This window comes from Bradyrhizobium sp. STM 3561, assembly GCF_045571455.1.
GTDB classification, from domain to species: Bacteria; Pseudomonadota; Alphaproteobacteria; order Rhizobiales; family Xanthobacteraceae; genus Bradyrhizobium; species Bradyrhizobium vignae.
This window is the reverse complement of sequence record NZ_CP120695.1, coordinates 6519140-6542682: the sequence shown is the minus strand read 5'-3', so window position 1 is coordinate 6542682 and position 23543 is coordinate 6519140. Positions and strand designations below refer to the sequence as shown.

Genomic DNA, 23543 nt, shown 5'->3' with positions numbered 1-23543 from the left:
AGCAAAAAAAGGGCGGCTTCAAGAAGCCGCCCTTGTCGTGAGATCGCGCGTGGCGCCGACTTAGTTCGCCGCTTTGGGCTTGTCGGTCGCGGCCTTGTTGTCGCCGCCCGGCGTCGGTGCGGCAGAGGCGCTGTTCTTGATGCCGTGGAGCAGGTCGCCGGCAAGCTTGAGCGCCTTGTCGTCCTTGGCATCCGGCGGGACGTAGGACTGCGAGCCGGTCTTCTCGTCGCCATCGTTCTTCAGATGGCCGCGCAGCGAAGCCTCGCCCTTGGTGTCGGTGCGCGACTTCAGCTCGTCCGGCACGTCCTGCAGCACCTCGATGTCCGGGACGATGCCCTTGGCCTGGATCGACTTGCCCGACGGCGTGTAGTAGCGCGCGGTGGTCAGCCGCAGCGCACCGTTGCCCGAGCCGAGCGGGATGATGGTCTGCACCGAGCCCTTGCCGAACGAGCGCGTGCCGACGATGGTCGCGCGCTTGTGGTCCTGCAGCGCGCCGGCGACGATTTCCGACGCCGAGGCCGAGCCGCCATTGATCAGCACGATGACGGGCTTGCCCTTGGTCAGGTCGCCCGCATGCGCGGTGCGGCGCTGGGTCTCCTCGGCATTGCGGCCGCGGGTCGAGACGATCTCGCCCTTCTCCAGGAACGAGTCGGAGACGGTGACCGCTTCCTCGAGCAGGCCGCCCGGATTGTTGCGGAGGTCGATGATGTAGCCCTTCAGCTTGTCGCCGATCTGATTCGAGAGATTGCCGATCTCGCGCTTCAGCCCTTCGGTGGTCTGCTCGTTGAAGGTGGTGATGCGGATGTAGGCGATGTCATCCTGCTCGACGCGCGCGCGCACCGAGCGGACGCGGATGTTGTCGCGCACCAGGGTGACGTCGATCGGATTGTCCTGGCCCTTGCGGATGATCTTGAGCTTGATCTTGGTGTTGACCGGACCGCGCATCTTCTCGACCGCCTGGTTCAGGGTCAGGCCCTGCACCGCCTCGTCGTCGAGATTGGTGATGATGTCGTTGGCCATGATGCCGGCGCGCGAAGCGGGCGTGTCGTCGATCGGCGAGACCACCTTGATCAGGCCGTCTTCCATCGTGACCTCGATGCCGAGGCCGCCGAACTCGCCGCGGGTCTGCACCTGCATGTCGCGGAAGCTCTTGGCGTCCATGTAGCTCGAATGCGGATCGAGGCCGGTGAGCATGCCGCTGATGGCGGATTCGATCAGCTTGGTGTCGTCGGGCTTCTCGACATAATCGGAGCGCACGCGCTCGAAGACGTCACCGAACAGATTGAGCTGGCGATAGGTGTCCGCGGTCGCGGCCCTTGCGCTGGAGCCCATGAAGACCGCGCGCGGCTGGGTCACGAACAGCGTCAGCGCCGCGCCGGTAGCCGCGCTGAGGAGGATTACTGAAGTCTTGCGCATCATCCGCGAACCTTCTCGCCTTCATTTGCGGCCCACCATGGGCCTGGATCGATTGGAGTACCGTCTTTACGGAACTCGACATACAGCACAGGTTGACTCGCGTTCGTGGCGAGAATGGAGGCGACTTGAGAGGTCGACCCCATGGTCGCGACCGGCTCCCCCGTGAGCACAAACTGTCCGATGTTGACCGAAATGCGCTCCATCCCGGCGATCAGGACATGATACCCGCCCCCGGCATTGAGGATCAAGAGTTGTCCATAGCTGCGGAACGGGCCGGCGTACACAACCCAGCCATCGCACGGCGTCGTGACCTGGGAGCCGGGCTTGGTCGCCAACGAAATGCCCTTCTGGACCCCGCCGACGCCGTCGGAACCGCCAAAATCCCTGATCTTGTTACCGTTAACCGGAAGCGGCAGGAGGCCCTTGGCCGACGCGAAGGCGATCGCTGGGGTGGTGCGGGATTTATCCTTGAAAGCGCCCGGACCGGACTTGGCACTGGTATTGGCGCTGGCAGCCGCCTTGGCTTCGGCCTGCTTTGCAGCCTCGGCCGCCTTCTCGGCCGCCTTGGTGGCGCTTTGCAGGTCCTGCTCCATCTTGGCGATCAGCCCCTGGAGATCGCCGACCTGCTTTGACAGCGCGATGGCGCGCGAATTCTCGGCGTCCAAGTCCTTCTCACGCGCCGCCTGCTGGCGCTGCCGCTCGTCGACCAAAGCGGTGAGCCGGGTCTGGTCGTTGCGGACCTTGTCGCGGTCGGAGGCGAGCTGGTCGCGCTCGGTGGCGATGGTCTTGCGCAAGGTCACGAGCTCGCCGAGCTCGCCCGCGATTTTCTCGGCGCGGCTGCGCAATTCCGGGACAACGGCGCCGAGCAGCATCGCCGTGCGCAATGACTGCAGCGCATCTTCGGGCCGCACCAGCAGCGCTGGCGGCGTGCGCCGGCCGGCGCGCTGCAAGGCCGCCAACACCTCGACGATGTCGGCACGGCGCGAATCGAGCGAAGCGCGCATCTGCTGCTCGCGGCCGTTCAGCGCGCGCAGCCGCGCCTCGGCCTCGTCGATCCTGCTTTCCAGCGTGCGCACATTGGCGGCCGTCTCGATCAGCTGCTGATTGAGCTGGGTGCGATCCTGGCCGAGCGCGGTGATCTCGGCCTTGAGCTTGGCTTGCGCTTCCTCCGCGCTCTTCTGTCTCGCGCGCGCGGCTTCCAGCTCCTGCTCGCGCTGCTTGATCGCATCGGGCGAGACCGCCGCGGTTTGTGGGGGCGTCGCCGTTTGAGCTTGCGCGAAGCTTCCACCGGCAACGCCAGTGATCAGCAGCAGGTTGAGGAGCGGCGCTCGCATCGTGTCGGCAAAGGTGCTCGTTGTGGTGCGCATCACGCGCGATGATAGGGATGGCCGGCCAGGATGGTGGCGGCCCGATAAAGCTGTTCCAGAAGCATGACGCGGACCATTTGGTGCGGCCAGGTCGCAGAGCCGAACGCGATCGCGAGCTTGGCCTTACGGCGCAATTCGGGCGAAAGTCCGTCCGCCCCTCCGATCAAGAAGATGGTATGTCCGGCGCCTTCGTCACGCCAGCGCGCCAGATGCCGTGCGAATACGGTGGAGTCGAGATTCTGGCCGCGTTCGTCCAGTGCCACCAGGATCGACTTGTCCGGAACATGCGCCGAGATCGCCGTGGCCTCTTCGGCCATCCGTGTCGCCGCATCGCGTGCGCGGCTTTCGGCAATTTCGTGGATGCTGAGCTCGCGGAATCCAAGCTTGCGGCCGGCCTCCTCGAACCGCTCGAAATAGCGGTCGGCAAGCTCCCGTTCGGGGCCCTGCTTCAGTCGGCCCACCGCAATGACAGCAACACGCATGATTTCAGAGTCGCGTTGACAAGACCGCGCGCAACGAGCGCGCGCACGACGCTAGCATGCGCGTCAGCCGATTCGAAATCGGCTCAATGAGCCTAGATCGCCTTCGCCGCCCCTGGGCCCTGCGTGTACAATCGCTCGAGATTGTAGAACTCGCGGACCTCGGGTCTGAACACGTGCACGATCACGTCGCCGGAATCGATCAGCACCCAGTCGCAATTGGGCAAGCCCTCGACATGGATGTTCTTGATGCCGGTTTCCTTGAGGCTCTTCGTCACGTTCTCCGCGATCGCGCCGACGTGCCGGTTCACCCGGCCGGTGGTGACGATCATGTAGTCGGAATACGCCGATTTGCCGCGAAGGTCGATGGTGACCGTCTCTTCCGCCTTCATGTCCTCGAGGCGGGAGAGGATCAGGCTCAGCGTCTTGTCGGCGTCGGGTTGCGCCTTCAAGGCCGCAGCTTTGGTCGATGTTTTACGCGCAGGCTTGGCAACCTTGGGTAAAACAGGCTTGGACAATACAGATGCGGTCAGGGACCATTCCTTTCACTGTATCGCGAACGCCGAATCCGGCGCTCACTGGCTACACTACATCATGTGGGGTTAAGGGTTTCAATATGCCAGAGAGCTCCCAGCCCGCACACTTTTCGTCTCACTTCGTACCTTTCCAGCTCCCGTCCGGGTTCCGTAAGCCCGTCGAGGAGAGATTCAGCTTCAATCCGGTCAGGAATACCCAGGCCGGCGCCGGCCGATCTGCAAGCAGGGCCGCCTTGTGCTCGGGCAGACGGTAGCGCGATAGCGCCTGGGCGGCGGGCGAGCTGAGGGCGCGAAAGCTCTGTGGCGGACGATCGATCACTGCCATCGGCACCTGGGCGGCGATGCGCCGCCAGTCCTGCCAACGATGGAATTGAGCGAGATTGTCGGCGCCCATGATCCAGACGAAGCGCAAGCCAGGGAAACGGCGGCGCAAGGTGTTGATCGTGTCGATAGTATAGCGGGTGCGAATGACGGATTCGAGACAGCTCACCTCGATGCGCGGATCGTTGGCGACCTCGCGCGCCGCCTGCATGCGCGCGCCGAGCTCGTGCAGATTGCCGTTCTCCTTGAGCGGATTGCCAGGCGTGACCAGCCACCAAATGCGATCGAGCTGCAATCGCTTGAGCGCGAACCGGCTGATCGCGCGATGCGCCTGATGCGGCGGATTGAACGAGCCGCCGAGCAGGCCAATGCGCATACCCTCCGCATGGGGAGGGACTGCTTGCGCCACAAAACGCGGCACGACGAAATTGTTGCTCAATGCCCGCCCTGCAACCTTGCTTACGGCCGCGTTTGCCCTGTGCCGTGAACGCGATATTTGAAGCTCGTCAACTGCTCGGCGCCGACCGGGCCGCGGGCATGGAAGCGGCCGGTGGCGATGCCGATCTCGGCGCCGAAACCGAACTCGCCGCCATCGGCGAACTGCGTCGAGGCGTTGTGCAGCACGATCGCGGAATCGACCTCGCTGAGGAATTTCTTCGCCGCACGCTCGTCGGCGCTCACGATGGCATCGGTGTGATGCGAGCCGTGGTTCTGGATATGCGCGATCGCACCGTCGACGCCGTCCACCACCTTCGCCGCGATGATCGCGTCGAGATATTCGGTGTCCCAATCCTCGTCGTTTGCAGGCTTGACGCGCGCATCCGCTTTCTGCACGGCGTCGTCGCCGCGCACTTCGCAGCCGGCATCGAGCAGCATCTCGACCAGCGGCTTCAGGCTCGATGCAGCAGCGGCGCGATCGACCAGCAGCGTCTCGGCCGCGCCGCAGACGCCGGTGCGTCGCATCTTGGCATTGAGCACGATCGACTTCGCCATGGCGAGGTCGGCGCTGGCATCGACATAGACGTGGTTGACGCCTTCGAGATGCGCGAACACAGGCACGCGCGCTTCCTGTTCGACGCGCGCGACGAGGCTCTTGCCGCCGCGCGGCACGATCACGTCGATGGCCCCGTTCAACCCTGACAGCATCATGCCGACCGCCGCGCGGTCGCGCGTCGGCACCAGCGTGATCGCAGCTTCAGGCAGGCCGGCTTCGCGCAGGCCCTGCACCAGGCAATCATGGATCGCGCGGCAGGAGCGGAAACTGTCCGAGCCGCCGCGCAGGATCACGGCATTGCCCGACTTCAGGCACAGCACGCCGGCATCCGCCGCCACGTTCGGACGGCTCTCGAAGATCACGCCGACGACGCCGAGCGGCACCCGTACGCGCTCGATGGTCATGCCGTTCGGCCGCTGCCAGCTCTCCGTGACGACGCCGATCGGATCGGCAATGCCGCGCACGATGCCGATGCCCTCGGCCATCCCTTCGACCCGCGCCGGCGTCAGCGTCAGGCGGTCGATGAAGGCGGAGGTCGCATTGGCGGAGGCGCGGGCCTCCGCGACGTCCTCGGCATTGGCAGCAAGGATCGCCGCGGAGTTCGCCCGGATCGCCCGTTCCATGGCTTCCAGCGCCCGGTTCTTCTGCTCCGGCGGCGCCAGCGCCAGCACGCGCGCGGCAGCGCGGGCTTTGGTGGCGAGATCGGACATCAGCGCCAAGAGATCGCCAGTCCGATCGGCATTGCCGTCAACGGCTTTGAGGGGGGCGGCCATGGGGTCAAACCTTCTGCTAAGGCGGTGTCCTAGCACGGAAATCCCGCTTTTGCGAAGGGCGGGGAGGGTATGGCAGGGCTTCGGGCGGCGGCGTTCCGACCAGGTCAATGACCCAGCCCGACGTCATTCCGGGGCGGTGCGTCAGCACCGAACCCGGAATCTCGAGATTCCCCGGTGCGCAATTGCGCACCTGAGGTCTGGTCCCTCGGACCATCCCGGAATGACGAAGCAAAGGTCCTTACCCGCCCACCACCAGATCATCCCGGTGGATCATCTCCGCGCGGCCGCTGATGCCGAGGATGGTCATCACATCAGGGGAGGAGCGCCCTTTGATCCGCTCGGCATCGTCAGCGTCATAGGCGATCAGGCCGCGGCCGACCTCGCTGCTGTCGGGGCCGCGCACGATCACGGCATCGCCCCGGGCGAATTGGCCCTCGACCTTGATCACGCCAGCCGGCAGCAGGCTGGCGCCGGCGCGCAGCGCGGTCACCGCGCCGGCGTCGATGGTCAGCGTGCCCTTCGGCTCCAGCGTGCCCGCGATCCAGCGTTTTCGCGAGGTGATGGGATTGGCGGGCGTGAGGAACCAGGTGCAGCGGCCGCCATCGGCGATCGCCTGCAAGGGATGCTCGATCTTGCCGGAGGCGATCAGCATGTGGGTGCCGCCTGTCGTCGCGATCTTGGCCGCCTCGACCTTGGTGCGCATGCCGCCGCGCGACAGCTCGGACTCGGCATCCCCCGCCACAGCCTCGATCTCCGAGGATATGCTGTCGACGACGGGAATCAGTTTGGCGTTCGGGTTGTTCTTCGGCGGGGCGTCGTAGAGCCCGTCGATGTCGGACAGCAGCACGAGCAGGTCGGCGCTCGCCATGGTGGCAACCCGCGCGGCGAGGCGGTCATTGTCGCCATAGCGGATCTCGGTAGTGGCGACCGTGTCGTTCTCGTTGATCACGGGGATCGCACGCCACTCCAGCAGCTTGCCGATGGTGGAGCGGGCATTGAGATAGCGGCGGCGCTCCTCGGTATCCTGCAGCGTGACCAGGATCTGGCCGGCGTCGATGCCGTGGGAACCGAGCACCTCCGACCAGATCCGCGCCAGCGCGATCTGGCCGACTGCGGCAGCGGCCTGGCTCTCCTCGAGCTTCAGCGGGCCGCGCGGCAATTTCAGCCGGCTGCGGCCGAGCGCGATCGAGCCGGAGGAGACGACGAGGACGTCGCGCCCTTCCTTGTGCAGCTTGGCCATGTCATCGGCGAGCGCGGCGAGCCAGGACGCCCGCACCTCGCCCTTGTCGGAATCGACCAGCAGCGCCGAGCCGACCTTGACGACGATGCGGCGGAATTGACTGAGTTCGGGGCTGGCCATGGCGCGCTTGGAGATCTGCTCTGCATTGGAAACGGCGGAGCGGAGAGAGCGGCGCCGGTGAGGCCTGCTTTTGCAGCATGACGATGGCCGGCGCAAGGCGGCGAGATGATAAACGGCCGAAGGCGGCCTTGTCTTGGACGCCGTTCCGGTTCTAATGCGGGCAACTAAAAAAAAGGGGCCGGAGAGCAAACCTATGGACCGCCGCAAATTCATCACCGGATGCTTGGGGCTGCCGCTCCTAGCGCAGGCGGGCGGGGCGCAAGCGCAAGCCGGGCTGAGCAAGATCATCTTCCCCTTCGCGGCCGGAGCCGGCGGCGACACGCTGTGCCGGCTCATCGCACAGGAGATGGCCCCGGTGCTGCAACGGACCATCGTGGTCGAGAACCGCACCGGTGGTGACGGCCTGATCGGCATCAAGGCGGTGAAGGGCGCAAGCCCGGACGGCAGCATGGTGCTGGTGACGACCGGGCCGACCATGTACCTGCTGCCGATGGTGGAGACGACACCGAGCTTCGACACGTCGAAGGATTTCATGCCGGTGTCGCTGCTGGCGCGGTTCGAATTTGCGCTGGTGATCAACCCGGCGGTCGATGCCACCGATCTCAAGAGCTTTGTGACTTGGCTCAAGGCGCATCCGGACAGGACCTCGTTCGGGGTGCCGAGCAACGGCACCATTCCGCATTTCATGGGTTCCAAGCTGGAGAAGGATCTCGGCATTCCCCTGACCCGCGTGCCCTATCGCGGCAGCGCCCCGATCCTCAACGACCTCGTCGGCGGCCACATTGCTTTCGGCATCACCACGTTGGCCGACGCGCTGCCGCAACATCGCGCCAAGGGCGTGAAGATCATCGTGGTCGCGAGCGCGGCCCGCTCGCCCTTTGCGCCTGAGGTGCCCACGCTGAAGGAGAGCGGCATCGATCTCGTTGCCGATGCCTGGTACGGCATGTGGCTTCCGGCCGGCAGCCCGCCGGATTTCGCCGCCAAGCTCGGCGCTGCGGCAAGCGCGGCGCTCGCCAAGCCCGAGGTGAAGGAGAAGCTGACGGCGATCGGGCTCATTCCGGTCGGCAGCAATGCGGACGGGCTGTCGAAGGAGCTCGCCGCGAATACGGCGTTCTGGCAGCCGATCGTGAAGGCGACTGGATACAAGATCGAGAATTAGGCCTCGCTCACACTCCACTCTCCGTCGTCAAGCCCGGGCATGACGAGCAAAGAAAGCTCTGCCCTGTTCGCTACATCTTCGCGCGCTGGGCGAGGCCGTCCTTGATTGCGGCGAGCTCTTTCTCGTCCCAGATACCGATCAGGATGCCGCCCTTCACCTGGAGCTGGTTGTCGGCATAGGAGGCGATTTTCTCGCGCGGTGTCGTGATGTGGTCGTTCGGGTGCAGCGCCCAGTCGAACAGCTCGGCCTGCAGCCGCGCAATGATGCTTGCGCATTCCGAGTCATCGCCGCGGTCGACGTATTCCTCCGGATCGGTTTCGAGGTCGTACAGCATCGGGCGGAAGCCGGAGGCGTGGATGTATTTCCAGCGGCCGTCGAACACCATGAACAGGCGGCAGCGCTCGATCGGCTGGTTCAGCTTCAGGCGCACGTCCTGCATGGCGTAGTCGTATTCGGAGAACGCCACCTTGCGCCAGTCTGATGGCGTGGGCCCGCGCAGCAGCGGCAGCAGCGAACGTCCTTCGAGGATGTGGCCCGGCACCTTGCCGCCGAAATAATCGACGAAGGTCGGCGCGAGATCGATGGCCTCGACCAACGCATCGCTGCGCGTGCCACGCGTGGCGTCGGCGTCCCTGGAGGGATCGATGATGATCAGCGGGATCTTGGCCGACTGCTCGTGGAACAGATCCTTTTCGCCCATCCAGTGATCGCCGAGATAATCGCCATGATCGGAGGTGAACACGATCATGGTGGTCTCCAGCAGTCCGCGCGCCTCCAGGAATTTCATCAGCACGCCCATCTGGTCGTCGATCTGGGTGATCAGGCCCATATAGGTCGGGATCACCTTCTCCCGCGCCTCGTCGCGCGCCATGTTGCGGGAGTAGCGCATGTCCATATAGGCACCGAACACCGGATGCGGATTCTGCCGCTCGCGCTCGGAGCGAATCGCCGGAATCATGTCTTCGCCCGAATACATGCTGGCATAGGGCTCCGGCGCGATGTAGGGCCAGTGCGGCTTGATATACGACAGATGCAGGCACCACGGCCGACCGTCGGTCTCGGCCTCGCTGATGAAATCCATCGCGCGCCGCGTCATGTAAGGCGTTTCGGAATGCTCGTCGGGCACGCGCGCGACCTTGTCGGCGTGCACCAGCAGCCAGCCGTTCTGCAGCGAGCCGTCGTCAGCCGCACCCGAATTGGCCCAATGCTCCCAGGGATTGGCGGCGTCAAAACCTTGGCTGCGCAAATACTCGTCGTATTTCGGCCGCGGCCGACCGGTCGGATGCAGGCCGTCGTCGCGCTCATAAGGCTCGAAGCCGCACTCGGCGACGTGCACGCCGATGACGGATTCCGGCGGGATGCCGAGCGCCTTCATGCCTTCGAGATCGGGCGCCATGTGGGTCTTGCCGACCAGCACGTTGCGCACGCCGATTTTCTTGAGGTGATCGCCGAGCGTGGGCTCGCCGACACGCAGCGGCCAGCCGTTCCAGTGCGAGCCGTGCGAGCGCATGTAGCGCCCTGTGTAGAACGACATCCGTGACGGGCCGCAGATCGGCGATTGCACATAGGCCTTGGTGAAGAGCACGCCGCGCCTCGCCATGGCGTCGATGTTGGGTGTCTTCAGCGTGGGATGGCCGGTGCAGCCGAGATAATCATAGCGAAGCTGGTCGCACATGATCCAGAGTACGTTCTTCGCGCGCGCCATGCTTTGGCTCCGCCCCTTCTTGATTTTCTGGATGCTGCTCTATCGATGGCGCGAAGACAACCTCTCCCGTAGCCCCGTTGGCGAGAGGTATGGAGAGAGCGCCGCCCGCCTTAAGCAGACCACGGCTCCGCTTCGGCGGCGCTCTTGGCTTTGGCCGAGACCGGGCTTTCGCCGATCACATCCGCAAGCGCCCGCAGTGCTTCCTTGACGCCCTGGCCGGTGACGCCGGACAGCAGCAGCGGCGTCTTCTTGGCGGCGCGCTTGAGGCGATCTTTCTGCTTCTTCAGTTCGTCCGGCTCGACCGCGTCGATCTTGTTCAGCGCGACGATCTCGATCTTGTCGGTGAGCTGCCCGCCATAGGCATCGAGCTCCTTGCGCACCGTCTTGTAGGCCTTGCCGGCGTGCTCGCTGGTTGCGTCGACGAGATGCAGCAGCACGCGGCAGCGTTCGACATGGCCGAGGAAGCGGTCGCCGAGGCCGGCGCCTTCATGCGCGCCCTCGATCAAGCCGGGAATATCCGCCAGCACGAATTCGCGGCCGTCGGCATTCACGACGCCGAGCTGCGGATGCAGCGTGGTGAAGGGATAGTCGGCGATCTTCGGCTTCGCCGCGCTGACCTTGGAGAGGAAGGTCGACTTGCCGGCATTGGGCAGGCCGACCAGGCCGGCGTCCGCGATCAGCTTCAGCCGCAGCCAGATCCAGCGCTCTTCGCCGGGCTGGCCGGGATTGGCGTTGCGCGGCGCGCGGTTGGTCGACGATTTGAAATGCGCATTGCCGAACCCGCCATTGCCGCCCTCGGCCAGCACGAATTTCTCGCCGACCTTGGTGAAGTCGTGGATCAGCGTCTCGCGATCCTCGTCGAAGATCTGCGTGCCCACGGGGACCTTCAGCACGATGTTCTTGCCATTGGCGCCGTGGCGGTCGGAGCCCATGCCGTTCTCGCCCTTCTGGGCCTTGAAGTGCTGCTGGTAGCGGTAGTCGATCAGCGTGTTGAGCCCGTCGGCGACCTCGATGATGACATTGCCGCCGCGGCCGCCATTGCCGCCGGAGGGACCGCCGAATTCGATGAACTTCTCGCGGCGGAACGCCACGCAGCCGTTTCCGCCGTCACCGGAGCGGATATAGACCTTTGCTTCGTCGAGGAATTTCATGGGCCATAGGTAGGCCAGCCGGTCCCGTGCGGCAACCCGGATCGATGCGCAAATCGGCCGAAATTCCGCGAATTTCGGCCCTTGCTTAACCAGCCGGTCGCCGTCTGAGCAGGAATTTCTGCGTGCCCTCCAGCACCAGCTCCTTGCGCTGGTTGAACACGGTGCTTTTGAGCGTCACCACGCCGGTGGTGCGCCCCGGCACCAGCTCCGTGACCTCGAGCGCCGGATAGATGGTGTCGTCGGCGAACACCGGCTTGAGAAACCGGCTCGATTGCTCGAGGAAGCCGACCAGGGACTCCTCGACCATGAACGGAAACAGGCCCGCGCCGGGCGCGGTGTGGATCAGGGTCTGGAAGCCGTGGGCGAGCAGATGTGGCATGCCGCGGGCGCGGCAATATTCCACGTCGTAGTGTACCGGATGAGTGTCGCCGCTCGCGGTCTGGAATGCGGTGAACACTGCCGAGGTCTGGGTTCGGCTCGGCAGCACGAAACGTTCGCCGACGACGAAATCCTCAAACCAGCGTTGCGTCGGGATCATGCGATGCTGGGCCGGATCGAAGTCGGTCATGTCAGGGCTCTTTCGTCGATGTCGCCTGTATCGCTACCGCGATGCGAAGAGTGCGACAATCCGTTCAATTTGGTGGATGTGGGCTTGTCCGTGCCGCTCTCGTCATTAAAACGGCCGCAAGCAAAATTACTGGCGACGCTCTTTCCCGTCATTGCGAGCGCAGCGAAGCAATCCAGGCGGTCGCTGCGGAAAGATTCTGGATTGCTTCGCTGCGCTCGCAATGACGATCTCTGACAGTCCGATCAATGCCCCTCTTCAAGAATCCCTCCGCCTATGACGATCGCTCCGCGCGCCTCGCCGGCATCGGACTCATGGTGCTGTCGATCTTCATGTTCTCGTTCGGCGACGCCATGGGCAAGTTCCTGGTCGGGACTTATTCGGTGGGGCAGCTCCTGTTCCTGCGCGCCTGCGCGGCGCTGCTCTTGCTGTCACCGCTGATCTGGAAGCAGCGCCACCAGTTCCTGCATCTGGAGCGGCCGGGCCTGCAGCTGTTTCGCGTCGTGCTCTCGACGCTGGAGGTCGCGGCCTTCTTCCTCGCGACGGTCTATCTGCCGCTCGCCGACGTCATTACCTATTATCTCGCCGGTCCCATCTTCGTCACCGCAATGTCGGCGATCTTCTTAGGGGAGAGGGTCGGCTGGCGGCGCTGGACCGCGATCCTGATCGGCTTCTGCGGCGTGTTGATCGCGCTGCGCCCCTCGGCGCAGACGGTCAGCCTGCCGGCACTGATCGCACTCGGCGGCAGTCTCTCCTTCGCAACGCTGATGCTGATCACACGCAGCCTGCGCAAGACGCCCGACATCGTGATGGCATCGTCGCAATTCGTCGGCACGTTCTCGCTGGGCGCCGTGCTGTCGGCGTTCCACTGGGTGCCGCCGAGCCCCGGCAGTCTCGTGATCTTCGCGCTCGCCGGATGCGTCTCGGTGACCGCGCTGTTCTGCGTCAACCGCTCGCTCAAGCTCGCGCCGGCCAGCGTCGTCGTGCCCTATCAATATTCGATGATCGTCTGGGCCGTGATCTTCGGCTTCGTCGTGTTCGGCGACGTCCCATCCATCGCAACACTCGTCGGCGCCACGATCATCATCGGCGCCGGGTTCTACATTTACTTGCGCGAACGGGATTTGGGACGTCCGAGCAGCGAAGTGAATCCGCCGGCGTAGCTCTTACCCTCCCCTGGAGGGTAGGGTTATCGCATATGGGCGAGGGCGGAGAGAAGGAAGTCATTATTCCATCTGGCTTGGAGCATTTTGTGGCTGATGCGGGCAGGACCGGGCGTTGCCTGCAGGGTATTGATGGCCAGCTTGCGGATGAGGGCGAGATTTTCGGCGGCGTGATCCTTGCGGCTGCGGCAGGCATCCTCGTCGAACAGGACGTCGAGGACCCAGTGCAGGTTGTTCTCGATGCTCCAGTGGGCACGCACGACCTCGAGCAGCTTTTTGGCCGACAGCAAGCGCGAGGCGAGGAAGTATCGGACCGTGTGTTTGACAGCCTTGCCAGAGTTTGCGCGCCAGCTGTCGATGCGACCGACTGCGGCGATAGCGGGGAAGTCGTATTGTTTCGCCAACTGAGGAGCCGGCGCGACGATGGCCTGCCGGCGCTCGGCGCGACCGTGGGCGGTGGCTCTTCGTTGACTCGCTCGCGCGGGCTTTCGGGCTGTGTCGACCAACGTCTTGGCGGCCTTGAACAGCCGGCCACGGTTGCTCTTGATGGCCAACACGTAGTGCCCCTTCCGGTCGCGGATGGCCTGCGCGGTATCGGGCCGGCAATGCAAGGCGTCGGCGGTGACAAGAGCCCCGTCCAGATCGAGCAGGGCGAGGACTTCGAGAGCCCCGGCAACCTCGTTGCGGTTGGGAGCCTTTCTCTGGGCCAATGCCATGCGAGTGCCTGCGGCCCAGACATTGACCATATGCAGCGGCGTGGCCTGCCGGCCCCGCGTGTAGGCCCCGCGCAGCGCCTTGCCGTCGATGCTGACCACCCCCTTGATGCCGAAGCTCTTGCTGAACTTGCGCAAAACCGCTTCAAGCCCCTTCGGCGTCCAGCGCACGGAAGACATTGCTGAACGTATCGTGGCTCGGGATGCCGTGCCTGAGCTCCAGGAAGCGCCGCAACAGCTCCTCGCGGCCTTGGCCAAAGAACTCGAACTCGGTGCAGGTCTTGGCGCCAGCCAGCGTCGCCGCCAAGGCGATGACGAGGATCTCCACAAGATCATGTCGGGTGTTGCTGGCGCGCGGGTCCTTGAGCGGTCGAAACAGGCGCTTGAGCTTGCGCATTCAGGTCTCCCTCTGGAATCGAGAGACACCCAAAGAATCCAGTTCCAACCGCTTGGCAACACCCTGCCAGCACCATATGCGATTCCCCTACCCTGGAGGGGGAGGGTCGATCGCGCGAAGCGCGAGCGGGGTGGGGTGATCTCTCCGCTCGGGGACTGCTTCCGCTGAGAGACTGTCACCCCACCCCGTCTCACATTTCGCTGCGCTCAATGTGAGCCGACCCTCCCCTCCAGGGGAGGGTAAGCTATCTCACCCGTCGCGCACTGCTCCAGCTCTTCAGCGAGGCCCACACGCCGCGTGACAGGCGGAAGCAGTCGACGGGCGTGGAGGAGCCCAGCGCCAGGAAGCGGTGCAGCTGCACGCCGCTCCACTGGAAGCCGCACTTTTCCAGCACCTTGCGCGAGGCCGGATTGGTGACGCGGGCGCCGGCATGGAGATGATCGTCCTCGAACTCCTCGAAGAAGAAGTCGATCGCGCCGCGTGCGGCCTCGGTGGCAAAGCCCTGGCCCCAATGCTCGGCGCCGAGCCAGTAGCCGAGCTCGGCATTGCCGGGCTTGGAGCAATCGATGCCGACCATGCCGACCGGTCCGCTATCGTGCTCGATCAGGAACACGGTCTCGCTGCCGAGCTCGGCGGTGGCGCGGATGAATTCGGCGGCGTCGTCCTGCGAATAGGGATGCGGCAGGCGGCGCGTGTTCTCGGCGACACGGCGGTCGTTGGCGAGCCGGGCGATGGTCCTGACGTCGGCGAGGGTCGGCCGCCGCAAGGTCAGCCGCTCGGTGGCGACGACGCTGGGTCTCGCCTCCCGCAAGGTCACGCTCGAGAAATCCTGCAACATGTCCGGCTCCGTGAAAGTCACTAAGTCAAAGTGAGCAAAGAAAAGGGGAGGCCGGTTTCCCGCCTCCCCTGGAGCCTTCGATCTCTGTGATCTCTGGGACTCCGCCGGTTCAGTCGGGACCGGCGGACTCCAATTTGATCCACCGTCTATTCAGCAGCCTCTGCGATCGGGAGTACCGATACAAAGGTGCGGCCGTTGGCTTTGGCCTGGAACGCAACGCGGCCCTCGATCTTGGCGAACAAAGTGTGGTCCGTACCCATGCCGACATTAAGGCCGGGGTGCCAGGTGGTGCCGCGCTGACGCGCAATGATGTTGCCGGGAGTGACGATCTCCCCGCCGAACGCCTTGATACCGAGGCGCTTGCCCTTGGAATCGCGTCCGTTGCGCGATGAACCGCCTGCTTTTTTGTGAGCCATGGCTCGTCTCCGAAATCCTGCGTATCTCTAGATCAATTCCTTGACGGAATCATTTCAAAATTTCTCACGCCTCAATTCGTGAATTGGCGTGATCAATTCCGTTTTATTCGGCGGCTTCCGTTGCCGGCTCCTTGGCCACCTTCTCCTTCTTCGGACGCGGGCCCTTGGTGGGCTTGGCGCCATCCGTCAGGATCTCGCTGACGCGCAGCACGGTGATCTCGTCGCGGTAGCCACGCTTGCGGCGCGAGTTCTTGCGGCGGCGCTTCTTGAACGCGATGACCTTCGGGCCGCGCTTGTGGTCGAGCACCTCGACCGCGACGGACGCACCCGCGACCGTCGGAACGCCCAGCACCGGCGTGTCGCCGCCGACCACCAGAACTTCATTCAACTGCACGATCGAGCCGACTTCGCCTTCGATCTTGCCTACTTCCAAGACATCATCCGGCACGACGCGGTATTGCTTGCCGCCGGTTTTGATGACTGCGAACATCGTTTTTTTCCTTCGTGTTCAATCCCGGCCTCGCGACGGGTATCGTCCGGGCCGGCTTTTTGTCAGTCGCTACGGGTTTATGCGAGTCTGCGCGGGCGGGAGTTATCCCTTTGAAAACCCAGGCAAAAACAAGCGGCGCGAGAAACGCCCCGCGCCGGCTGTGGGACTTATAGCCGCCGGGGGCGGAGAGTCAAGGAAAACCGCCGAAAAGGGCCCGAATTTGAAGGATTTGAGCCATTTCCGAACGCTCGGAGAATCTCCGGCCCGCTCTGCAACCAACCGGTTCCCATCCCGTTGTGTCCTCGCAAATTGGACACGCGGGCAAGGGCTACCATGGCTACGGACGAGCTGGTCAAGACAACGGGTATCGCCCAGCACGGGGCGAGCCGCCTGCCGTCGGTCGATGTCGACAGCTTCAACATCGAGATCAAGGACGATGACGGCTTTCTCGGCGATCGCGCCAGCAAGGGGGCGTTTCGCGAGATCCTCGAGGAATGGCGCAAGCCGCTGCGCAAGAGCGGCGAGGATCCGTTCGGCGACGAGCCGTCCGACAAGCTCAGCAAGAAGTCCCTTGATGCCGTCCTGGTCGGCGACGACACCGAGGCAACGGCCGTCGTGCACAGCGCGATCGAGGACTTCGCGCAGGAGCTCGCTTACGTCACGCGGCGATTCCTCAAGACCAAGGCCTGGGCCAAGACCGAATGCATCGTGGTCGGCGGCGGCTTTCGCGCCAGCCGGCTCGGCGAAATTGCCATTGCCCGGGCCGAGATCATCCTGAAATCGGAAGGCTTCAAGGTCGACCTGGTGCCGATTCGATTCGATCCTGACGATGCCGGCCTGATCGGAGCCCTGCACCTCGCGCCCTCCTGGATTTTCGAGGCCTATGACAGCATTCTCGCCGTCGACATCGGCGGAACCAATATCCGCTGCGGCATCGTCGAGACACGGTGGAAGAAGGCGCCCGACCTGTCCAAGGCGGTGGTCTTCAAATCCGATCTGTGGCGTCACGCCGATGACGAGCCGAGCCGCGAAGTCGCGGTGAAGCGGCTGGTCAAGATGCTCGAAGGCCTGATCGAAGACGCCGAGGCCGAAGGCTTCAAGCTCGCGCCGTTCATAGGCATTGCCTGTCCCGGCGTGATCAACGCGGATGGCTCGATCGAGAAGGGCGCGCAGAATCTCCCCGGCAATTGGGAGAGCAGCAAGTTCAACCTGCCGGCGAGCCTCATCGAAGCCATCCCGCAGATCGGCGAGCACGATGCTGCGATCGTGATGCACAATGACGGTGTCGTTCAGGGGCTGTCGGAAGTGCCGTTCATGCAGCACGTCGATCGTTGGGGCGTGCTCACCATCGGCACCGGGCTCGGCAATGCGCGCTTCACCAACCGCCGCAAGGAGAACGGCAACGGAAAAGACCGGGATTCCACGGAGAACGGGAAGAAAAAGGGTAAAGCGGACTAGGGTCTGTACTCAATAGGGATTCCCGCTGAGGCGGAGTTGTGATTCAAGACCTCCGAGTCGAAGGGGGCTTGATGGGGCAAAAGCTATATTGGCTGAGTGAGGCGGAGTGGAAGCGGATTGAACCGCTGTTGCCACGTGGGCGGCGCGGCGCCCATCGCGTGGATGACCGACGCGTGATCAGCGGGATCCTCCACATGCTGCGATCGGGCGCACGCTGGCGAGACTGCCCGGCAGATTACGGCCCCTACACGACCATCTATAACCGCTTCAATCGCTGGAGCCGCCAAGGCGTGTGGGGCAATATTTTCTACGCCTTGACTGGCTCAACCGGCCGGGTCGGGACAATGTCCATCGACGCGACCCACATCAAAGCCCACCGCTCGGCGGCGGGCGCAAAAGGGGGGACTTCCAGCAGGCGGTCGGCCGCTCGCGAGGCGGACGCACCACCAAAATCCACGCGCTGACCGAGGATTATGGACGTCCGATCGCCTTCGTGATCACGCCTGGCAACTGCCATGACCTCACGGCGGCGCGCGATCTGCTGCCTGCCGTCTCACCTGCTCGACGATTGCTTGCTGACAGGGCCTATGACGCCAATAGCCTGCGTGAGTGGTTGGCCGAGCGCGGAACAAAGGCAGTAATTCCGCCCAACCCAACTCGCAAGCATCCGCACCGGTACGACGTGAAGGCCTACAAAGGACGCAATCTCATCGAACGCATGTTTTGCCGCCTCAAGGACTTCAGGCGGATTGCGACCCGCTACGACAAGCGAGCCGACAACTTCCTCTCGGCCATCCTCTTGGTCGCCGCCGTTACTTGGTGGATCAATTGAGTCCGGACCCTAGCACTACTTTGGCAGATTGTGTTTTCGCCGCTGTTTTTCACGGATTTGCCTTCGGCAATATGGGCAATGCTGAGACGGCGGCCGAAGGATGAGATCGACGATGGCGTGACGTACGGCTGGCATGGTTGGCTGAGGCGGAGGCCCGTAGATTCTTTTTCCGCCCCGCGTGTGCGAGGCGACGATGTTGCAGGAAGGCGTAGGCAATCATTGTCATCAGGGCGTGGCGATGAAGACCTTGCCATGATCGCCCTTCGAAGTGATCAAGTCCAAGTTCCTCCTTCAACTGCTGATGCGCCTGCTCACAAATCCACCGTGCCTTGATGGTGGCGGCCAGCGTGCGCAGATCCGTCGCCGCCGGAAGATTGGCCAGATAGTATTTCTTCTCCCCGGACGCACGTTGCTCGCCAATGAGCCAGGCTTCGTCGCCTGGGAGATGCTGCTGACCTTTATCCCATATCCGCTGCGGAGGGCCGTCGGCGGTCCGGACACGGACCGCAGCAAATTGGGCTTTAAGCCGACCTTTCGTCCCGCTACGCCAACTCACGGTTTTCCATTTGGCGCCGGCCAGCATTTGCTCGGCCGCAATTGATAAGATATCGGGCACGTGGTGCTTTCGTGGTTTGCCGCGGGCTTTGGTAATCGGCCAAATGAGCTTCACATCGACCGGATACACTTTCAGGTGCCGCGGGATTCCGACAGCCCAGACCAGCCCGCGCTCTGTTAGCCCTTGTCGAAACGGTGCGCTGAGGCCGTATCCTGCATCCGCCAGCACATATCCAAAGCGCACGTTGGCTGCTATCGCGCGGTCAATCTCGGCCAAAGCAATCTCCGGCTTGGACCGTGGCGTTCGATGTTCGACTGGCACGCGAGCGCGCTTCAAACGAGATTCGTCGCTTGTCCAACTGTCAGGCAGAAAGAGACGTAACGCGACCATCACGGGTACTTCGCCGCGCGCAAGCGTCAAAGACACCAGTGTTTGGCAATTTGCCGTTTTACCGAGAGCCGAGGCGTATTGAGCCGCAACACCGACCGAGCGCTCACCCTTCTTGGGAAGTGAGGTGTCATCAATAACCAGCACCGCATCCCTGCCGCCGACAAGTCGGTCCGCCTGGTTGAGCAACTCTGTCTCCAGCGGCGTCGCGTCCCAGACACCGTCCGCAATGAAATGGTGCAACTGGTCGTAGGTGCTGGTGGCAAGGCGTTCCGCCATCGGCTGAACGCTCTTACGATCGCCGGGACCGATCAATCCCGCAACATACAGAGGACACATCCGCTGCCGGGTCTTATGACCCAGTCGGTCCAAGAACGGCATCAGCCAGCGTTCGAGTTCGTCTTCCCATCCCGGCATGGTCAGCCCTCCAAGAGCCGACCACCCATGAATCATTGAAAAATTGATTCGGGAATCCTATAAAACGCGCCAAAATCAACAATCTGCCAAAGTAGTGCTAGCTAGCGTTTTCGAGCGAAGTGGAGACCGGTTCGCGTCAAGAAAACGCGTCAGACGAGGACCTGAAGCCCGTCCGGGCTCCAGAGTAACCTTGACCGGTTAGGTTAAGGACCGGATTGCGTTGCGCCATGCGGACTGCACGCTAGGGTCGAATCGTCGCTTCCACTCGGCCGGCGAAGCCGCCCTTCCCGGCCAGTATTTCAAATGAGCGGCACGGGACCGCCAGTGTTTACCGCGTCTGGCGGTCCCACCCCGTTCTTATCCCCTCAGCTCCAGCCGGCGCGCTGAAAGAACGCCGCGATCTCGGCGACCGCGCGATCGGGATCTTCCCGATGCGGGAAGTGGCCGACGCCGGGAAACATCGCAAGATCGAGCGTGCTGAACGTCTCGCCCAGCCGATCGGTCCACGCATAGGGAAACAGCGGATCGTGCTCGGCCCAGCGCACGCAGGTCGGCACCCCGATTGGCGGCAGCTTTGGCGCTTCGCCTTTCATCATCGCGACCCGGCCGGCATGCGAGGCGCGATAATGCGCAAAGCCGCCGGCGAGATTGCCGTCCTTGAAGAAATTGTCGGCGAAGGCGTCGAGGACGTCGTCGAAGGCGCCCTTCCGGTGCGCCCAGCCCTTGAGGAAATGGCCGATATAGAGCCGGCAACTCTCGCGGCTCGCGCCGATCAGCGCAGGCGCAATCTCCATCTGGTGGAAGGACTGGTACCAGATGTGGTTGAGCCTCTCAGGCGCGGCCATGCGCGGCCCGATCCCGGGATAGACGAAGTCGAAGAAGAAAAGCCCGGCGAGCCGCCCGGGCGCCTGGCGGGCCAGCGGCTGCATCACGGCGCCGCCGACGTCATGGCCGACCACGCCGAATCGGTCGATGCCGAGCCCGTCCATCAGCGCCAGCATGTCCGCCGCGTGACCTTCCGGCCCGTAAGGGCCATCGGGCTTGTCGCTGTCGCCGAAGCCGCGAAGGTCCGGCGCTACGAGCATGAAGCGATCCGAAAGACGCGCCAAGACCGGCTCCCAGGTCAGCCAGAATTCCGGCCAGCCATGCAGCAAAAGCAGCGGTTTGCCCTTTCCAGCGCGGACCAGGTGGAAATCGGCGCCATTGGCCGAGATCGTCAGATGCTCCATGGCGGTTCCTTTCGGGGCAGAAGCGTTTTCCAGCGAAGTGGCCACCGGTTCGCGTCAAGAAAACGCGTCAAAACAAAAATCCAGGGCTCCGTTCCGGTTCATCGGAGCGGAGCTCCAGGCCAAGAGGGACGACAAGGGCTGAACGAGGCAGCGGATTTTCCCCTTTGGCGCCTTGTCTGGCCCGCCATCCTCGCCTATTAACGCCCCCAACCACAGGGGCCGCAGCTCCTATATGGCGCCTTCAGGAGAGGTGGCAGAGTGGTTGAATGCACCGCACTCGAAATGCGGCATAGGTGCAAGCCTATCGGGGGTTCGAATCCCTCCCTCTCCGCCATAATAAAACGTGTCCGGCCCGGAGACATGGGTAACGAAACGTACCTAAGAGATGGGTGACAACCTCGTGCCGATCGGGTTGTCGCGGGGTTTCAAAGTCATCTGCTCCAAGTTCGCTTCAAATTGAGATGGCCTGCAATCTGCTGCATTTCAGCGTGACGCATTCATGGCACGGCTATTTTTGCTCGGCTCGCGCTGTCGCCGTCAACCCCGCGCGTGCCGCGCCCCTTCGGGCTTCGGGGGTTGACCGCGACAGCGGAGCCAAGCAAGTGGCCTTCCATGCCAAGAATGCACAAGAGCGCGTCTCCGTCAGGGCGCCGTGGTCGTGGCGGGGACATCGGTGATGGGCCTCGGACCGAACGGGTTGTCGAGAGGTTGCAAGGTCTTCTGTTCGAGATCGAAATAGCCGAGATCGTAATGCATGAAGCTGACGAGCCAGATGCCCTCGTCGACCTCCTTGATGCCGAGCTTCTGGCCAGCCAGGACGGTTGAGATGTTGATCCTCTTGCGATGCAGGCAGAGGCGGCCGCAGGCAGTGACGACGACGTCGCGGTCGTGGAAGGGATAGCTCAACTCCGGCAGGCCGGCATAGGCCCGCGCTGAGGCCGTGTAGACCTCGGCAGGGCACTTCATGCCGAGCGCCTCGTGGGGGCGCTCGGTATTGAACTCGTGCACGAAGGCATCGAAGCGCTCCTGCTGTTGCAGGCTGTTGAAGCCAGGCGGCCTGGTGGCCTCCTTCTTGAGGGTGAGGTGCATGCGCTCGTGCCGGCCATTTTGTTGCGGATGACCTGGCTTGATGCGCTCGATGGCGATACCGAGGCGGAGCCACCATACCGAGAGCTTGGAAAGATTGAACAAGGCATTGGGACTGGCAAACGGCACGCCATTGTCGGACCGAATGGCAAGCGGCAGGCCGCGCTCGCGGAACAGGCGCTCGAAGGCGGTCATGGCAGGCTCCTCGCGCGTGGAGTCGAGCGCCTCGCACAGCAGCAGGAAGCGCGCGGCATGATCGCTGACGGTCAGCGGGAAGCAGTAATGGCTGTTGCCAAGCTTGAACTCGCCTTTGAAGTCGGCGCACCAGACATCGTTCGGGGCAGTCCCTTGCGATAGCGACGTGCCGCGCGCGCGATGGCGCGGCCCGCCGCCCCGCCTGACCAGGCCGTGGCGATCGAGCACCGCATGAATGGTGCTTTTGGCCGGCACCCGGACATCGCCGTCGAGCCGTCGCACCAGGAGTTCGCGGATCTTGCGGGCCCCCCAATGCGGCTTCTCGGCCTTGAGCTGGACAATCAGCGTCTCGATCTGGGCCGGCAGTTGATTGGCGTAGCGAACCGGCCGCCTGGAGCGGTCGCTCAGCGCCTCCAGGCCATGTTCCTTGTAGCGATCGAAAATCTTGTAGCCGGTCTTACGGGAGATGCCGAACTCCCGGCAGACATCCGTCATGGCTTCCCCGTCCAACAGGCGGGCGACAAAGCGAAGGCGCTCCTCCATTACCGAACTCGCTTTCCACGGCATCCACACCTCCCGCAGAACAAAAGCGGAAAGTGTAACCCATGTGCCCGGTACGTTCTGTCACCTATGTCTCGGGCCGCTCAACGGCTTCAGGAAAGCCCCGCAAAATCCGGCCTTACCGCACGCCAGAGGTGTCTGGTGTAGCCCCTGCATGGCTTGCCAAGAGAGGCAATGCTAAATCCGAAGGTCTTGTCTGCGAGCCTATTGCCTTCCCGACGCCGAATTCATGGCGCGCGACCAGTATCAGGACTTCATCGATGGATTCGGATTCCGCCGAACCCTGCTCTGTCACGGCGATGTTCCGCTCCAGCGCAAGATCGACATGGACTTCGTGCGCCGCTTCCATCTGCTGTCCTCGACAGAACCGGTCGCGCCGGGCTTCTGCCTGGCGGATACATCCGAGCTGGAGTTCAAGACCCAGGAGGGAAGTTCGCTACGCGTTTCGCATCCTCTGTTGAAGTCAGCGTATCTCACGCTCGGGAGGGCATGGCCATCGACGCTGACGTTCGATGAATTGGTCAATGAAGCGACCCGCCAGCTGGACCCGCAACTGCCCTCGGCAGAGGATGTTCAGTTACTGGTGGAGGCAATGTTCGTTCTTGCCTGCAGCGGAGAGGTCGGCTTCTTCCTGTCGCGCCCCAAGCTGACACGGCATGTCAGCGACCGGCCTCTCGCCAGTCCGGTCGCACGCATGCAATCGCAGAGCGACACCATGGTTACGAACATGTTGCATCAGACCGTTCGTCTGGAAGATGAGCGTGGATGCCAGGCTCTTCAGCTTCTCGACGGCTCGAGAAGTTTCGATGAGCTGGTCGAAGTGATTTGTGGCGGCATGGCAAATGCCGCTGACCGACATCAGTCCTCGGTAGAGCGGGTAGATCCGGCGGCCGTGGCGGGAAACCTCCGTCAATTCCTGCAAACGGCCGCCAAACTTGGGCTGCTGATTAGCTAGCGTTCAATTCTTGAGGCAACGGAT

Annotated in this window: 21 protein-coding genes, 1 tRNA gene and 1 pseudogene; 6 read left to right on the top strand and 17 right to left on the bottom strand. The window is 63.5% G+C overall.

What is annotated here, in order from left to right; genetic code table 11:
* Positions 1-60: 60 nt before the first annotated feature.
* From P6U28_RS31020 to proB, 7 genes are all read right to left on the bottom strand, one after another.
* Positions 61-1419 (bottom strand): S41 family peptidase, encoded by a 1359-nt coding sequence (locus tag P6U28_RS31020; RefSeq protein ID WP_122400425.1) that lies wholly within the window; start codon positions 1417-1419, stop codon positions 61-63.
* On the bottom strand, positions 1416-2750 hold the full coding sequence (locus P6U28_RS31015; RefSeq protein WP_129146156.1) for a murein hydrolase activator EnvC: 1335 nt from the start codon (positions 2748-2750) through the stop codon (positions 1416-1418). Before P6U28_RS31015 ends, P6U28_RS31020 begins: the two co-directional genes overlap by 4 nt.
* Before the next feature lie 32 nt (positions 2751-2782).
* The gene (rlmH, locus tag P6U28_RS31010; protein ID WP_129146150.1) at positions 2783-3265 is read right to left on the bottom strand and encodes a 23S rRNA (pseudouridine(1915)-N(3))-methyltransferase RlmH; all 483 of its coding nucleotides are present in this window, start codon (positions 3263-3265) and stop codon (positions 2783-2785) included.
* A 92-nt stretch (positions 3266-3357) separates the two neighbouring features.
* Positions 3358-3714, bottom strand: coding sequence for a ribosome silencing factor (gene rsfS, locus P6U28_RS31005; protein WP_092289999.1), 357 nt, complete (start codon positions 3712-3714; stop codon positions 3358-3360).
* Between the two features lie 199 nt (positions 3715-3913).
* Positions 3914-4558, bottom strand: a complete 645-nt coding sequence (locus P6U28_RS31000) for a nicotinate-nucleotide adenylyltransferase (protein ID WP_164937251.1) — start codon at positions 4556-4558, stop codon at positions 3914-3916.
* Between the two features lie 20 nt (positions 4559-4578).
* Positions 4579-5886: a glutamate-5-semialdehyde dehydrogenase gene (locus P6U28_RS30995; RefSeq protein ID WP_122400427.1), complete on the bottom strand. Its 1308-nt coding sequence runs from the start codon at positions 5884-5886 to the stop codon at positions 4579-4581.
* A gap of 238 nt (positions 5887-6124) precedes the next feature.
* On the bottom strand, positions 6125-7246 hold the full coding sequence (gene proB / locus P6U28_RS30990) for a glutamate 5-kinase (protein WP_129146151.1): 1122 nt from the start codon (positions 7244-7246) through the stop codon (positions 6125-6127).
* Positions 7247-7439: 193 nt separating this feature from the next.
* On the opposite strand from proB, the gene P6U28_RS30985 reads away from it, so the two are divergent.
* Positions 7440-8405 carry a Bug family tripartite tricarboxylate transporter substrate binding protein gene (locus tag P6U28_RS30985; RefSeq protein WP_129146152.1) on the top strand — a complete coding sequence of 322 codons (966 nt, stop codon included), beginning with the start codon at positions 7440-7442 and terminating at the stop codon, positions 8403-8405.
* 70 nt (positions 8406-8475) lie between these two features.
* Here P6U28_RS30985 and P6U28_RS30980 read toward each other — a convergent pair whose 3' ends face one another.
* The 3 genes from P6U28_RS30980 to P6U28_RS30970 all read right to left on the bottom strand — a co-directional run bounded on the left by P6U28_RS30980 (position 8476) and on the right by P6U28_RS30970 (position 11829).
* Positions 8476-10110: an alkaline phosphatase family protein gene (locus tag P6U28_RS30980; protein ID WP_129146153.1), complete on the bottom strand. Its 1635-nt coding sequence runs from the start codon at positions 10108-10110 to the stop codon at positions 8476-8478.
* 110 nt (positions 10111-10220) lie between these two features.
* A complete protein-coding gene (gene obgE, locus P6U28_RS30975) occupies positions 10221-11261 on the bottom strand; it encodes a GTPase ObgE (RefSeq protein ID WP_129146154.1) in 1041 nt (346 codons plus the stop codon).
* 85 nt (positions 11262-11346) lie between these two features.
* Positions 11347-11829: a MaoC family dehydratase gene (locus P6U28_RS30970; RefSeq protein ID WP_129146155.1), complete on the bottom strand. Its 483-nt coding sequence runs from the start codon at positions 11827-11829 to the stop codon at positions 11347-11349.
* Between the two features lie 245 nt (positions 11830-12074).
* Here P6U28_RS30970 and P6U28_RS30965 point away from each other — a divergent pair, with 245 nt between their 5' ends.
* On the top strand, positions 12075-12989 hold the full coding sequence (locus tag P6U28_RS30965; protein WP_122400433.1) for a DMT family transporter: 915 nt from the start codon (positions 12075-12077) through the stop codon (positions 12987-12989).
* A 26-nt stretch (positions 12990-13015) separates the two neighbouring features.
* Here the strand turns inward: P6U28_RS30965 and P6U28_RS30960 are convergent.
* From P6U28_RS30960 to rplU, 4 genes and pseudogenes are all read right to left on the bottom strand, one after another.
* A pseudogene (locus tag P6U28_RS30960) lies at positions 13016-14099 on the bottom strand (ISAs1 family transposase).
* 244 nt (positions 14100-14343) lie between these two features.
* The gene (locus P6U28_RS30955; protein ID WP_164937299.1) at positions 14344-14937 is read right to left on the bottom strand and encodes a GNAT family N-acetyltransferase; all 594 of its coding nucleotides are present in this window, start codon (positions 14935-14937) and stop codon (positions 14344-14346) included.
* Positions 14938-15083: 146 nt separating this feature from the next.
* The gene (gene rpmA / locus P6U28_RS30950; protein WP_008538809.1) at positions 15084-15353 is read right to left on the bottom strand and encodes a 50S ribosomal protein L27; all 270 of its coding nucleotides are present in this window, start codon (positions 15351-15353) and stop codon (positions 15084-15086) included.
* A gap of 103 nt (positions 15354-15456) precedes the next feature.
* Positions 15457-15843: a 50S ribosomal protein L21 gene (rplU, locus tag P6U28_RS30945; RefSeq protein ID WP_027572946.1), complete on the bottom strand. Its 387-nt coding sequence runs from the start codon at positions 15841-15843 to the stop codon at positions 15457-15459.
* 333 nt (positions 15844-16176) lie between these two features.
* Here rplU and P6U28_RS30940 point away from each other — a divergent pair, with 333 nt between their 5' ends.
* On the top strand, positions 16177-17301 hold the full coding sequence (locus P6U28_RS30940; RefSeq protein WP_122400435.1) for an ROK family protein: 1125 nt from the start codon (positions 16177-16179) through the stop codon (positions 17299-17301).
* A 71-nt stretch (positions 17302-17372) separates the two neighbouring features.
* A protein-coding gene (locus P6U28_RS30935; protein WP_407120425.1) for an IS5 family transposase occupies positions 17373-18133 on the top strand; the annotation gives its coding sequence in 2 pieces (ribosomal slippage) (positions 17373-17709 and positions 17709-18133; 762 coding nt in all).
* Between the two features lie 49 nt (positions 18134-18182).
* Here the strand turns inward: P6U28_RS30935 and P6U28_RS30930 are convergent.
* Together P6U28_RS30930 and P6U28_RS30925 are read right to left on the bottom strand one after the other, a co-directional pair.
* Positions 18183-19529, bottom strand: a complete 1347-nt coding sequence (locus P6U28_RS30930; RefSeq protein ID WP_407120424.1) for an IS701 family transposase — start codon at positions 19527-19529, stop codon at positions 18183-18185.
* A 329-nt stretch (positions 19530-19858) separates the two neighbouring features.
* Positions 19859-20722, bottom strand: a complete 864-nt coding sequence (locus P6U28_RS30925) for an alpha/beta fold hydrolase (RefSeq protein WP_407120423.1) — start codon at positions 20720-20722, stop codon at positions 19859-19861.
* Between the two features lie 244 nt (positions 20723-20966).
* On the opposite strand from P6U28_RS30925, the gene P6U28_RS30920 reads away from it, so the two are divergent.
* Positions 20967-21056, top strand: a tRNA-Ser gene (locus P6U28_RS30920).
* Positions 21057-21364: 308 nt separating this feature from the next.
* Here the strand turns inward: P6U28_RS30920 and P6U28_RS30915 are convergent.
* Positions 21365-22570: an integrase core domain-containing protein gene (locus P6U28_RS30915; RefSeq protein WP_122400437.1), complete on the bottom strand. Its 1206-nt coding sequence runs from the start codon at positions 22568-22570 to the stop codon at positions 21365-21367.
* Between the two features lie 223 nt (positions 22571-22793).
* Between P6U28_RS30915 and P6U28_RS30910 the strand changes: the two genes are divergently transcribed.
* A complete protein-coding gene (locus P6U28_RS30910; RefSeq protein WP_129146387.1) occupies positions 22794-23519 on the top strand; it encodes a hypothetical protein in 726 nt (241 codons plus the stop codon).
* The last annotated feature ends 24 nt before the right edge of the window (positions 23520-23543 follow it).